Origin of the sequence: Caballeronia sp. LjRoot29, assembly GCF_964252755.1 — a bacterium.
GTDB lineage: Bacteria > Pseudomonadota > Gammaproteobacteria > Burkholderiales > Burkholderiaceae > Caballeronia.
In genome coordinates, this window is sequence record NZ_CAXUPU020000013.1 from 63,855 (window position 1) to 77,297 (window position 13,443).

At 60.3% G+C, this 13,443-nt stretch carries 12 protein-coding genes; 4 read left to right on the forward strand and 8 right to left on the reverse strand.

Going from position 1 to position 13,443, the window contains the following annotated elements:
• The 7 genes from iolB to ACSQ83_RS16445 form a co-directional block, all read right to left on the reverse strand.
• The gene (gene iolB, locus ACSQ83_RS16415; protein WP_436228883.1) at positions 1–810 is read right to left on the reverse strand and encodes a 5-deoxy-glucuronate isomerase; all 810 of its coding nucleotides are present in this window, start codon (positions 808–810) and stop codon (positions 1–3) included.
• Positions 807–1,712, reverse strand: a complete 906-nt coding sequence (gene iolE, locus ACSQ83_RS16420) for a myo-inosose-2 dehydratase (RefSeq protein ID WP_436228884.1) — start codon at positions 1,710–1,712, stop codon at positions 807–809. The genes iolB and iolE overlap by 4 nt, the downstream gene beginning before the upstream one ends.
• Before the next feature lie 3 nt (positions 1,713–1,715).
• The gene (gene iolD / locus ACSQ83_RS16425) at positions 1,716–3,578 is read right to left on the reverse strand and encodes a 3D-(3,5/4)-trihydroxycyclohexane-1,2-dione acylhydrolase (decyclizing) (protein WP_436228885.1); all 1,863 of its coding nucleotides are present in this window, start codon (positions 3,576–3,578) and stop codon (positions 1,716–1,718) included.
• Entirely contained in the window at positions 3,575–5,569 is a 1,995-nt protein-coding gene (locus tag ACSQ83_RS16430) for a bifunctional 5-dehydro-2-deoxygluconokinase/5-dehydro-2-deoxyphosphogluconate aldolase (RefSeq protein WP_436228886.1), read from the reverse strand. The genes iolD and ACSQ83_RS16430 overlap by 4 nt, the downstream gene beginning before the upstream one ends.
• A 52-nt stretch (positions 5,570–5,621) precedes the next feature.
• Positions 5,622–6,440, reverse strand: a complete 819-nt coding sequence (locus tag ACSQ83_RS16435; RefSeq protein ID WP_436228887.1) for an ATP-binding cassette domain-containing protein — start codon at positions 6,438–6,440, stop codon at positions 5,622–5,624.
• Positions 6,441–6,477: 37 nt separating this feature from the next.
• Entirely contained in the window at positions 6,478–7,680 is a 1,203-nt protein-coding gene (locus ACSQ83_RS16440; protein WP_436228888.1) for an ABC transporter permease, read from the reverse strand.
• A gap of 158 nt (positions 7,681–7,838) precedes the next feature.
• Positions 7,839–8,891, reverse strand: a complete 1,053-nt coding sequence (locus tag ACSQ83_RS16445; RefSeq protein WP_414952259.1) for a sugar ABC transporter substrate-binding protein — start codon at positions 8,889–8,891, stop codon at positions 7,839–7,841.
• A 223-nt stretch (positions 8,892–9,114) separates the two neighbouring features.
• Here ACSQ83_RS16445 and ACSQ83_RS16450 point away from each other — a divergent pair, with 223 nt between their 5' ends.
• From ACSQ83_RS16450 to ACSQ83_RS16465, 4 genes are read left to right on the forward strand one after another with little or no spacing between them, the layout of a single operon-like run.
• On the forward strand, positions 9,115–10,011 hold the full coding sequence (locus tag ACSQ83_RS16450; protein ID WP_414968396.1) for a MurR/RpiR family transcriptional regulator: 897 nt from the start codon (positions 9,115–9,117) through the stop codon (positions 10,009–10,011).
• Entirely contained in the window at positions 10,001–10,999 is a 999-nt protein-coding gene (gene iolG / locus ACSQ83_RS16455) for an inositol 2-dehydrogenase (protein WP_436228889.1), read from the forward strand. The genes ACSQ83_RS16450 and iolG overlap by 11 nt, the downstream gene beginning before the upstream one ends.
• Complete coding sequence (locus tag ACSQ83_RS16460; protein WP_436228890.1) at positions 10,996–12,015, forward strand: Gfo/Idh/MocA family oxidoreductase; 1,020 nt, start codon at positions 10,996–10,998, stop codon at positions 12,013–12,015. The genes iolG and ACSQ83_RS16460 overlap by 4 nt, the downstream gene beginning before the upstream one ends.
• Before the next feature lie 54 nt (positions 12,016–12,069).
• The gene (locus ACSQ83_RS16465; RefSeq protein WP_031360613.1) at positions 12,070–12,297 is read left to right on the forward strand and encodes a sulfurtransferase TusA family protein; all 228 of its coding nucleotides are present in this window, start codon (positions 12,070–12,072) and stop codon (positions 12,295–12,297) included.
• Positions 12,298–12,397: 100 nt separating this feature from the next.
• On the opposite strand, the gene galU is transcribed toward ACSQ83_RS16465, so the two are convergent.
• Positions 12,398–13,279 carry a UTP--glucose-1-phosphate uridylyltransferase GalU gene (galU, locus tag ACSQ83_RS16470; protein ID WP_414952264.1) on the reverse strand — a complete coding sequence of 294 codons (882 nt, stop codon included), beginning with the start codon at positions 13,277–13,279 and terminating at the stop codon, positions 12,398–12,400.
• Between the last annotated feature and the right edge of the window lie 164 nt (positions 13,280–13,443).

Here is a 13,443-nt window from a genome sequence, read left to right on the forward strand (position 1 = left end):
TCAAGAAGCCTTGCTATCCCTCTCCACGATCCATTCGTGCTTCGGATCATTTTTAAAGTGCCAGGTGCGTTTGTCGCCCGCCATGACGTTCAGGTAGTAGTTGTCGTAACCATACGGCACCACGACAGGGTGATAACCGCGCGGCACCATGACGACATCATGATCTTCCACGGCCATGGTTTCATCGAGATCGCGTTCGTCGGTGTAGACGCGCTGGAACGCAAACCCTTGCGGCGGGTTCAGCCGATGGTAGTAAGTCTCTTCAAGCGAACTCTCCACCGGCACATTGTCCCTGTCATGCTTGTGCGGAGGATAGCTTGAGGCGTGACCGCCGGGCGTCCTTACCTCGACTACGAGCAAGCCTTCCGCAGGTTCTGTTTGCGGAAGAATATCGCAGACGTATCGCGTATTCGCGCCTTTGCCGCGGGTTGAGCGTTTCATCTGCGAAGGCTCGATCAGCCGCGCCGGATACTTGCCCGTAGCGGGCGCACTCGCCACACCGACCTCCGCTTCGCGATCCGCACGAATAGTCGCGGCAAGCTTGGGCGGCAGATAAACGGCGTAGGGCGCGGTCTCTTCGAACACGCTGTCGCGCGAGCCGAGTTTCTCCCATTTATGCTCACCCGCTTCTATGCTCACCGTCCCCGACAACACGACGATGCACACCTCGCGCTTCGCTTCATGCACATGCACGACATCACCCGTTTCCAGCCGATAAGCGGCGAAACCAACGTGTTTCCATAACGCAGTTTCGGGCGTGACGCGCGCGATAGTCTGGCCTTCGCGCGATGCCTTGACGAGCAGGCTCATGCTGCCTCCTGAAGTGTTTGATCGACCAGCGCGCGCAGCGTCTTGTAGCCTTTTTCGGCGTACGCATAGCTGGTCGCAATAACGGGATCCTGCTCGGCCTCAACCACGAGCCAGCCGCGATAACCGTGCTGTTTCAACCGGGCGATGATCGATGGAAAATCTACTGTACCGTCACCCGGAACGGTGAACGCCCCGTTGATCACGGCTTCCAAAAAACTCCAGTTCCGGTTCCGCGCAAGCTTGATGATTTCCGGCCTGACATCCTTGCAATGCACATGGAAAACGCGTTCGATGTGCTTGTTGAGCATCGTCATCGGATCGCCGCCCGCGAACGTAATGTGACCGGCATCGAAGAGCAGGCCCACGGCTTCATTGGTGAGGCTCATCAGGCGATCGACGTCGGCAGGCGTCTCCACATACGCGCCCATGTGATGGTGATAAGCCACGCGAACGCCGCGCGAAAGCGTGTATTCAGCGAAGGTGTTCAAGCGTGTTGCGTACTCGTTCCAGCGGTCATCGGAGAAGAAACGCGGTCGTTGATACAGCGGTCGCGGCGCGCCCTGGATCGAGTCCGATACTTCGCCGTAGACCATCACCGTCGCGCCGTTTTTTGCGAGCAGGTCGAGATGCGGACCTACAGCCGCGATCTCGTCTTCGGCGCTGCGTTCGGCGAGCCGCCCCGAGTACCAGCCCGAGACAAGCGCGAGGTCGTATCCGGCGAGCAGCGTCTTCAACGCTTCGGGTTCGCGTGGAAATTTGTTGCCGAGTTCAAACCCTTCGTAGCCGATCTGTTTGCCTTCGGTCAGGGCAACGCTTAGCGGCGTCTCACCGCCGAGCGAGGGCAGGTCGTCGTTCATCCAGGACAGCGGATTGATGCCGATCCGTACATCGAACGTGCTCATCGGTTATTCCTTCGTGCGCTTCGAACGCGCCGTGATTTCGTGTTCATAGTTTGCGCGCGCCGAGCGCACCGCTTCACGCGACGACACTTCAGGCACCGCGACTTCCCACCACCAGCCGCCTTCTTCCGTGGGACGCGCCGGATCGGTGTCGATGCTGATCAGATACGAGCGAGTAGAGGCCCGTGCACGTTGCATCGCGGCTTCGAGTTCGTCGATATTCGCCACGTGCTCGGCGCCCGCGCCGAGCGAGCGCGCATGCATCGCAAAGTCGATAGCAGGTGCGCCTTCGGGACCTTGGCGGCAATCGTCGATCAGGTTGTTGAACGGCGCGCCGCCGCATGCCTGCTGCAAGCGATTGATACAGCCATATCCGCGGTTATCGAGCAGCACGACAATCAGCTTTGCCCCAAGCATGACGGACGTAGCCAACTCGCTGTTCATCATCAGATAGCTGCCATCGCCGACAATCACGATCACTTCACTCTCCGGCCGTGCGAGTTTCGCGCCGAGCCCGCCGGCAATTTCATAGCCCATGCACGAGTAGCCGTATTCGACGTGATATCCGCCCGGTGTGCTCGTGCGCCAGAGCTTTTGCAGATCGGCCGGCAGCGTTCCCGCAGCGCAGACCACCACGTCATGCGCCGCCGATTGCGCGCTGGAGCGCTGGACGGCACCAATCACATCGGCTTCGCGCGGCAAGGTGTTGTCGTCTTGAGGCGCGTTCGTCACCTGGTCGACGGTGGCACGCCAGCTATCAGCAAGTTCATGTGCGCGTGCGGTCCATGGCGGCGACGCACGCCAGTCGTCGAGCGCGGCGCTCAATGCATTAAGGGCAAGACGTGCATCGGCTTCCACCGATAAAGCGCCTTGTTTCAGGGCGTCGAATGCATTTGCATTGATACCGATGATTCCGGCCTGAGCGAACAGCGTGTTCGATCCGGTCGTGAAATCCTGCAGCCGCGTTCCGACCGCGATCACGCAATCGGCGTCGTGCGCGAGTTCGTTAGCCGCCTCCGATCCCGTCACGCCGATACCGCCAAGATTCAGCGGATGGTCCCATGCAAGCGCACTTTTTCCGGCTTGTGTTTCGGCAACGGGGATGCCGTGGCGCTCGGCGAAGGAGCGCAATGCATCGGTCGCCAGGCCGTAGAGCACACCCCCGCCCGATACGAGCAACGGCTTTTTAGCCGCGCGCAAAGCGGCGGCGGCCTGCGCAATTTCTTCATCGATGGGCGAGGGCGCGTGGAACGGAACCACACGCGGCTCGAAGAACGACGCCGGATAGTCGAAGGCCATCGCCTGCACATCTTGCGGCAGCGCGAGCGTCACCGGTCCGCACAATGCGGCGTCCGCCAGTACACGCATCGCGCGCGGCAACGCGGTCAGCAATTGGGCCGGATGAACGATGCGATCGAAGTAACGCGAGACGGGTTTCAACGCATCGTTCGCGGAAATGCCGCCATCGGCGAAATCTTCTACTTGCTGCAAGACGGGATCGGGGGCGCGTGACACGAACACATCGCCGGGCAGCAACAACACCGGCAGCCGGTTCACGTGCGCGAGCGCAGCGGCCGTAACCAGGTTCGTCGCACCGGGACCAATGGACGTGGTCACCGCCATCATGCGGCGCCGGAAGTGCGCTTTCGCGTACGCAATAGCCGCATGTGCCATCGCCTGCTCGTTATGCGCTCGATAGGTCGGCAACGTCTCGCGATGCGCGTACAACGCCTCGCCAATGCCTGCCACGTTGCCATGCCCGAAGATCGCGAAGACGCCGCCGAACAGCGACTCGCCATCAGGCGTTTGCTGTGCGGCGAGATAGCGGACCAGCGCTTGCGCGGTGGTTAATCGAAGCGTGCTGTTCATGCTGCCTGCTCCTGCGTATGTGCTTGCGTGGCGTTCTTTGTCCGTGCCTCGCGCCATGCATCGATCAGCGTTTCGAACGTATGCCTGACGCGCGCGATGAGTTCGGCGTCGTCGATGGAACCCGCCAGCCACGCGTGACTCGGCTCATGGAAGATCGTCCTGCCGACAGTAAATCCACGACACGTTTTCGACAATGCCGCCGCCTTGAAGCCCTCGCACAGTTGATCGACGGCGGCGGACAAGCCGAGCAGAACAACGCCGCGGCATGCCGGATCACGCTCGGCAATCAGTGCATCGACCGCTTGCCACTGCGTCGCGCTCATGGGTTCGAGCTTCCACCACTCGGGATAGATGCCAAGGTTGTAGAGGCGTTTCAACGAGCGCAACACGGTATCGTCCACGATCGGCGGTCCGTTCTTTGGCGTGATTACTTCGAGCAATAGTTCATGCCCGCTGGCCTGAACCGCATCGTATAGCGTGCGAATCTGCGCTTCCTGTTCGAGGCGAAGATCGTGAGGATGATCGGGGTGATAGTGAACCAGGCACTTCGCCACGTGCTCGCGCGGCCACTCGATCAGCGTCGTGCCGATAGACCGGCCATGATCGAAAACAAGCGGCATCGAGCCGGGCAATTCCACCGGGCGGCCGATCCACCAGCCACGTCCCGTTGCCGCGTTCAACGCATCCTGACCATAGCGGTCATCGATCAATACGCCGATGCGTCCTTCGAGTCCGCGTTCCTTTTCCGTCTGCGCCACGGCTTCCACGAACAAGGCCTTGAGGGCGGCGATACGCGTTTCATCCGCGCCGGTTTGCTGCGCGAGATCGAAGAACTGGTTGCGGTGATCGAAGGCAAAACCGAGCACTTCGTCCCATGTTTTACGAGCGGGCGTCACACGATGCAGGCGCGCGAGCGTGGCATCACGATCGGGCCTGCGCATGCGGACAGGATCGGCTTGCGCGGCATCGAGGAAATAGCTGAGTTCGGCAGGCGTTGGCATGGCAGGCGCGCAACCATGACGCGATACAACCAGTCCACCGCACGCATTCGCCGTGCGCGCACAGACTTCCAGCGGCTCGTCTCGCAGCCACCCGGCGAGGAAGCCGGACGCGAAGGCATCGCCCGCGCCGAGCACATTCAGCACTTCGACTTCAACGCCGCGATAGACCGGCGCATCGTCGATGGAAACCGGCACATCGGCATCGATGATCGAGCAGCCCATCGGTCCACGCTTGACCACGAGCATGGCGTCCGTCACCGCGCGCACGGCCGTGAGCGCATCGATCATCGTGTCCTTGCCGCCCGCAATCCGAAACTCTTCTTCCGTGCCGATCACGAGATCCATCAACGGCAAGATGCTTTGCAGATGCGCGGTCACGCCCTCGTTCGCGATGAACCGCGTCTCGCCGTCGGCTTTACCGGTGAGCCCCCAAAGTACCGGCCGGTAATCGATATCGAGCACCGTGCGAACCTGGTTGCGGCGCGCGTAATCGAGCGCGCGGCGGCTCGTGCGATTGACCTGGTCAGTGGAGAAATGCGTACCCGTAATCAGCAGCGCTTTCGATGAAGCAATGTACGCTTCGTCGAAGTCGTTTTCATCGACGGCCATGTCCGCGCAGTCATCGCGATAAAACACGAGCGGGAACGTATGGCGGTCTTCCAGGCCCAGCAAGACCAGACCAGTCAGCCGAGCGTGATCGATCCGAACGTGACTCGTATCGCAGCCCTCGCGCTCCAGCGTCTCGGTGAGAAAACGGCCCATGTGGTCGTTGCCGACACGCGAGAGCATCGCGGATTTGAGGCCGAGCCGCGCGCATCCGAACGCGATATTCGCCGACGATCCGCCGAGATATTTTGCGAAGGTCGACACATCTTCGAGCCGCGCGCCGACTTGTTGCGCGTAGAGATCGACCGCGAGCCGCCCGAGGCAAACGATGTCGCGGGTTCGCCCTGTTGCAAAGCGCGATCCGGTTGATGATTGCAATGCCATGTTCGATCCTGTTCTGTAGATGACGAATACTGCGGTGGCCGCGCGTGCCGGCTCAAGCCGGCGCGTCTTCCAGTTCGTTCATCATTTGCTGCATTTCGGCGCCGCCCGCCATCATGTCGAGGACTTCGTTCTTGGTGATCGTGTCTTTCGTGAACGTACCCATCGACTTGCCGCGATTGAGCAGCGTGAACGAGTCACCGATGGGATACGCGTGGTGTACGTTGTGCGTGATGAAGATCACGGAGATGCCCTTCGCACGCGCGGTGTGGATCAGCTTGAGCACGTTGAAACTCTGCTTCACGCCGAGGGCTGCCGTGGGTTCATCGAGGATCAGCACGCGCGCGCCGAAGTGAATCGCCCGTGCAATCGCGAGACATTGCTTTTCACCGCCTGACATCGTGCCAATAGGCTGGTGCGCATCCCGCACGTTGATGCCCATTTCGGCCAGCCGCGCACGCGATGTTTCTGCGGCGAGGTCCAGGTCCATCACGTTGATAAAGCCAAAACGTTTTTTCTGCGGCTCGCGTCCCATGAAGAAGTTGCGCGCCACCGACAGCAGCGGCACGAGCGCGAGATCCTGATAGACCGTTGCAATACCCAGGTCGAGCGCTTCTTTCGGCGAGCCGAAACGGACCGGTTTGCCATCGACGAGATACTCGCCGGAGGAGGGCGCATGGACACCGGCGAGCGTCTTGATCAGTGTCGATTTACCTGCGCCGTTGTCGCCGAGCAGGCAGTGCACTTCGCCGCGTCGCAGGCGCAGCGTGACGCCGTTCAGCGCGATCACCTTGCCGAAAAACTTGCTGACGTTTTCCAGCGCGAGGATGGTGTCGGCGGGCGCGGGCGGTGCGCTCTGGATCGAATCAGACATGGTTCTTCTCCTTATTGAGCCTGTTTATTGGGCTTGTTTATTGAGCCTGTGATACCCGACGGCGCACGTAGTGATTGAACAGCACGGCGATCAGCAGCATCATGCCGAGGAATACGCGGAACCAGTCAGAGGGCACGCTGGTGTAGCCAATGCCAATCTGAACCACGCCGAAGATGAGCGCGCCGAAACACGCGCCGACTACGGAGCCATAACCGCCGGTCAACAACGTGCCGCCAATCACTGCGGCGATGATCGCCTCGAATTCCTTTTCAAGGCCCCGGTCGGCCGCTGCCGAACCGATATCGCACACTTGCAATACAGCGAACAGGCACGCACAGAATGCGGTCAGCACGAACAGCGAGATCTTCACGCGCCGCACCGGCACGCCGACGTTCTTGGCCGCTACCGCATCGCCGCCGGCTGCGAAAATCCAGTTGCCGAAACGGGTCTTGGCGAGAACGAACGCGCCAATGGCGGCAAGCACGACCCACCAGAGGATCACTTTCGGAATGCCCGGTACGAGCGGCTGGCCGTTATCGAGCATCTTCAGGATTCCTACGTGGCCCAGCCACACGAATAAATCTCGCAGCGCGACACCATGGAAAAGGGTATTCGCAAGCCAGTCTTTCGCGGCAATGTCGCCTACGCCGGAAACGATGGTCCGGTCGGCGAACATGATCGAAAGGGCGAGCGTCAGGCCGCGCAAAATAAACAAGAAAGCGAGCGTGACGATGAACGATGGCAGCCGTGTGCGCATGACGATATAACCGTTCAACGCGCCAAGCAGCATGCAACCCGCGAACGCGAAAATGATCGCGAGCCAGATCGGCCAGTGGAAATAGACGCTAGGAATGGCGACCATCATCCCGGCAAAGCCGATCATCGATCCGATCGAGAGGTCGAACTCGCCGGCAATCATCAACAGGCAGGCGCCGACGGCGAGGATGCCAAGGTAAGCGGACACCTGCGACCAGTTCATGATGCCGTCGAGATTGAACATGCCCGAGCTGCCGGCGGCGACTCCGAACACGACAAAGACAAGCACGGCGCCGGAGATCGCGGCGAATTCCGGCCGATTCAGGATGTGCCCGAAACGGGATTCGCGGCGGACGCGTTCGTCGGCGGACGCGGCTGCGGTGACGGTGGATGAACTCGATGTCGCGGCGCCGTCAGACGGCTTGCGATGTCCCGAGAGAATAGGTTTTCCGGCTACGCCCATGATGTCTCCTTCGTCTTTCATTCGCGATGCGGCGTGGGTTCACAGGGCGAACATGCTGATGCGCGAGCGATACAGGTGAATGGTGCGGATGACGTGATGAATGCCTGAAGGTGTGTTCGAAGATGGCGGCGCGGCTTTGCTACATGCTTGAGGTCAGGCTGACCGCGCCGCCATCGGGTTCATCTGTACTGACCTGCGTACTTGAGTACCTTGTCGACGTTGTCCTTGGTGATAAAGCCCGGACCGGAGCCGATATTGCGCGGCCCGTAGGACGGTGCGAGCCCGTAGGTTGCCAGCCGTTCCTTGAACTTCGGATTCGCTTCCAGGGCCTGGCGAATCTTGACCGGATCGGTCGTGTGATCCTTCTTCACGATAGCCAGTACCGCGACCGGGATATAACCCTGCAAGTACGGCTGCTGGTCGATGGCGAACTTGATCGTGCCATCCTGGATCGCCTTCGCGATGTCGCTATCGAAGTCAAACGTCGCGAACCAGAGCTTGCCCGCCACGCCCATCTGCTTGAGCGCCTTGATGGTCGGGTCCGCCGAGAGCGGGCCGAGTGCGAGCACGGCCTGCGTATCCGGGTGATTACGCAAATACGCGCTCACCTTGGATTGCACCGTTGTCGGATCCTGGCCTGCGTCCAGCGTGGACGCCTTGAAATCGACGCCAAGCGCTTCGGCGAAACCCCGGCAACGCTCGAACGACGCCGGATTCGTCGCATAGTGGTTTACACACAGGAACGACTTGATGCCCGCCGCCTTCGCCTTCTCGCCGGCCGCTTTACCCGCCGTGTATTCAGGCTGGCCGACGTGCATGATTGCGCCGAGCTGCGCGCTTTGCTCTTCGGTGCCGGAGTTGATCGTGACGAGCGGGATGTGCTTCGCGGTGACTTTGGAGATCGACCCCTTCAGAACGTCGAAGTCGGCAATCGTGACGATCACGCCGTCATAGTTGCGTGCCGCAGCTTGTTCGATCAGGCGCGCCATATCGGCAATATCGCCGTTGGGCGGGTTGCGGTAATCCGTCTGGACATTGAAGTCCTCGTCCGCCTGTTTGATGGCGTTCTTGATCGTGTTCCACCACGAGTCCGAATCCGGCGCGTGGCTGATCAAAACGAAGTGGCCGTCAGGGGCGGCGTGCGCTGCCTGACCGCTCAATGCCGCTGCGCCGCACAACGCAGCGGCAGCCGCGAGCGCGCGCAGAGCGCCTCGGCGATTGCTAAGTTTCATTGTCTCCACCTATCACGGTTGTTGTTCTGAATGAGCATCCGGTGTCTTGCGTACGGCGCTTATCGCCGTTCGACGTCCCTTGGCTCAGGACCAAGATTAGGACAAGTTTCGTCGCTCTGCAATAGGAAGTTTAACTAGCCGAAGTTTGGAAAATTAATTCCATTTGTTCGTTCTGGTATCTATAATCGGTTGCATCGAATACAGAACCAACCACGAGCGCGGCATGCAGGAAGACACGCAAGACACGCAACAGACGGCTGAAATCCCGACAGTCGATGAACTCATGCAGCGGATCGCCGAAGCCTACGACGCGTTGCCGCGCCAGCTGAAAAGCGTGGCGACGTACATCGAACAACATCGCAGCAACGTGATGATGGATCGCACTGGCGACATCGCCAGCGCGTGCGGCGTGCATCCCTCGGCTGTCGTGCGCTTCGCGCAGCGCTTCGGTTTCTCGGGCTTCTCCGACCTCCAGGCAATCTTCAAGCAGGCCTACACGGGCCAGAACGGTTCCGCGCAGAGCTATCAGCAGCGCATCCGCAAACTCATCGATGAAAAGCCGGGCAAGTTGTCGGGCGGATCGGTGGCGCGCGAATTTATCGCGGCGAGCCGGAGCGGGCTGGAGGAACTCGAAGCGGGTCTCGACGACGTCCAGTTCGAAGCCGCCGTGAAGATGCTGGAGCAGGCCGAGAACATCTACGTGATCGGCGTGCGGCGCTCATTTCCGGTGGCGAGTTATATCGTCTACGCGCTGCAGCACACGGCTAAGCGCGTGCATCTGGTGTCGGGTTTCGGCGGCATGTATCGCGAACAGATCCGCAGCGTGAAGAAGGGCGATGTCGTGGTCGCAATCAGCTTCGCGCCGTATGGCAAGGAAACGCAGTATTGCGTGCGCGCCGCGCAGCATCACGGCGCCAAGACATTAGTGATTACCGATGGCCAGCTTTCGCCGCTCGCGCGTCACGCGAGCGCGCATTTGTTCGTGAAGGAAGGCAGCGCGTTTGCGTTCCGTTCGCTCACGAGCACGATCTGCTTGTGCCAGGCGCTGTTTATCGCGCTTGCGTACCGGCTTGAACTGAACGTAGAAGAATCAAGGGAGACAGGCGGCTATGACGATTGATGTGGCGGTGTTCGGAGCAGGGCGGATCGGCAAGATCCATGCGGCGAATCTGGCGAAGCAGTCGGGTGTGCGCCTGAAATACGTAGTCGATGTCAACAAGGAAGCCGCTGCGGCATTGGCCGCGCTTCACGGCGCGCAAGTGGCCGATGTGGAAGGCGCACTCGGCGATGCATCGATAGGCGCAACCGTCGTGTGTTCAAGCACGGACACGCACGCTGACCTGATCCTGAAATCGGCGGCGCAAAAGAAGCACGCGTTCTGCGAAAAGCCCGTGGACCTCACGCTCGAACGGGCACGCGCGTGCGCCGATGCCGTCGCGAAAGCCGGCGTGGTCTGCATGATCGGCTTCCAGCGCCGCTTCGATCCGACCTTTGCGGCATTGAAGGCGCGCGTCGAGGCGGGTGAGATCGGCGATCCGGAAATGCTGGTGATCACGAGCCGCGATCCGGGCGCACCGCCGGTGGAATACATCAAGCATTCGGGCGGCATTTTCAAGGACATGCTGATCCACGATTTCGATATCTTCCGCTGGATGCTCGACGATGAAGCCGACACCCTGCACGCAACCGGAAGCTGCCTGACGGATCCGGCGATTGCGGAGGCGGGTGATATCGATTCGACGGCTGTGACGATCCGCACTAAACGCGGCCGTTTGTGCCAGATCAACACGGCGCGGCGCGCGGCGTACGGATACGACCAGCGCTTCGAACTGCTTGGCAGCCAAGGCATGCTGCAGGCCGGCAATGTGCGTCCGACTGAAGTCACGGCGTATTCGAAGACCGCTGTATCGAATGACGTGCCGGAAGCGTTTTTCCTCGAGCGTTATCGTGCGGCGTACGCACTGGAAATCGCTCATTTCTTCGATGCCATCCAGGAAGGAAAGCCGGTTCGCACGACGGTCGCGGACGGCCTGAAGGCGTTGGAACTCGCTGAGGCGGCTACGCGGTCCTGGCGTGAGGGAACGATCATCAAGCTGGGGGCGGCATGAAGGCGCCTGTGCGAATTGGGATTGTCGGATTGGGACGATTGGGCCAGCGCCACGCACGAAATCTCGCGTGGCGCGTGCCGGGCGCGACGCTCGCGGCGGCGTGCAGTCCGGTCGCGATGGAACGCGAGTGGGCGGCGGAGAATCTGCCCGAACTCAGGCTCTACGACGACTATGAATCGATACTAAAAGACGCATTGATTGATGCCGTCTGGCTCGTTACGCCGACATCGCTGCATGCCGACCAGATCATCGCCGCGTTGCGCGCGGGCAAGCATGTGTTCTGCGAAAAGCCGTTGTCGCTGGATCTGGAACAGTGCGATCGCGTGATTGAAGAGAGTGCGCGCTTTCCGCATCCGCACGTGATGATCGGCTTCGTGCGCCGTTTCGACGCCAGTTATCGCGACGCCTTCAACAAGATCAGCGAAGGCGCGATCGGCCGGCCGTTCATGGTCCGCTCGCAGACCGTCGACAAGAACGATCCCGATGGCTTTTTCGTGCGATTCGCCCCGACATCGGGCGGACTGTTCCTCGATTGCAGCGTCCACGACATCGACCTCGCGCGCTGGATGCTGGGCAATCCGCGCGTCACGCGTGTCTTTGCGAGCGGCACGATCGCAATCCACGAAGGGCTGGCGGAATGCGGCGATATCGACAACGGTGTCGCTATCTGCGAATTCGAGGGCGGCCGGATCGCGGTGTTCCAGGCATCGCGCACCAGCGCCCACGGTCACGATACGCAAACGGAAGTGGTCGGAACGGGCGGGGCGTTGTCGGTGGGGCATAATCCGCGGGCGAATCGGGTAGAAATCTACGATGCCGGCGGCGTGCGCAACGAATGCACGCCAACGTTCTTCGAGCGCTTCGAGCACGCGTTCCTGCATGAAGCCGAGGTGTTCGTGGCGTCGCTGAGCGGAGGCCCCGCTACGGGTCTGACGCTTGACGACGCGCGCGAGGCTACACGTATCGGGATTGCGATGCGGGAGTCCCTCGCTAAAGGCCAAGCGGTGAATCTTTAAGCACTGGGGTAAAATCGAATCCTCAATAAGCGGGTTCGAACAAGGCTCAATCTGATGGAAGTGCACAAGGAAGTCGATGCGCGCGGGCTCATGTGCCCGCTGCCCATCTTGCGGGCGAAGAAGGCGCTGTCCGATATGCAAAGCGGCCAGATATTGAAAGTGCTGGCGACCGACCCGGGTTCGCAACGCGACTTTGCCGCGTTTTCGAAGCAAACGGGCAATGAGCTGGTGGAATCGACCTCGCACGACAAGGTGTTCACCTTCCTCATGCGCCGTCGCTGATCGACTGAAGGCCAAACAAAAATGCCCATGATTTTAATCATGGGCATTTTTTTCGGCCGCAAAACCGCGCGCTGGCGGCTTAGGGTTTGAGCATTGGCATTTAGCCGACCAGGTGCGGCGAACGCGTGTTCAGATATTCCTGGAAATCCTTGGCCACTTCCGGATGGCGCAGCGCGAATTCCACCGTCGCCTTCAAATAGCCCAGCTTGCTGCCGCAATCGAAACGCGTGCCGTGGTACTTGTACGCGAGCACTTGTTCGTCAGCGAGCAACGACTGGATAGCATCCGTCAGTTGCAATTCGCCGCCGGCGCCCGGCTTCAATGCACGGATGTGATCGAAGACGCGCGGTTTCAGCACATATCGCCCGACTACGCCCAGGTTTGACGGCGCATCGGCGGGTTCCGGCTTTTCCACAATGCCCGACAGCTTGAAAATATTATCTTCCCATTCTTTCCCGTCGATCACGCCGTACGACTTGGAATCCTGAGCCGGAATCTCCTCCACGCCAATCACCGAGCTGTGATAGTGGTCGAAGACTTCGATCATCTGCGTCATCACCGGCGGCGTGCCGTACAACAAGTCATCGGCGAGAATCACGGCGAACGGGTTGTCACCCACGAGCTTTTCCGCGCACAGCACGGCGTGGCCGAGACCGAGCGCTTCGGCCTGACGCACATAGAAACAATCCACGTGGCTCGGTTTGATGCTGCGCACGAGATCGAGCAGCTTTTGCTTGCCGCGCGCTTCCAGTTCGGCTTCGATCTCATACGATTTGTCGAAGTGATCCTCGATCGCGCGCTTGCTGCGGCCCGTCACGAAGATCATCTCCGTGATGCCGGCGGCCATGGCCTCTTCGACCGCGTACTGGATCAGCGGTTTGTCGACGACGGGCAGCATTTCCTTCGGGCTGGCCTTGGTCGCGGGGAGGAATCGGGTACCGAGACCCGCAACCGGGAAAACCGCTTTCGTAACTTTTAGCATTTGATGACCCTGATCCTCGTATCGTGTTTAAACGTCAAGCCTGAAACGTTGGGCATGGAAGCAGATGCCATGATGCAGGTTGATGCGTTGATAAAAAAGTGCGGCGAAATTAATTCTTCAAGCATAAATACGCACTTTGCTATAAGTCGGAACAAGCAATCGGT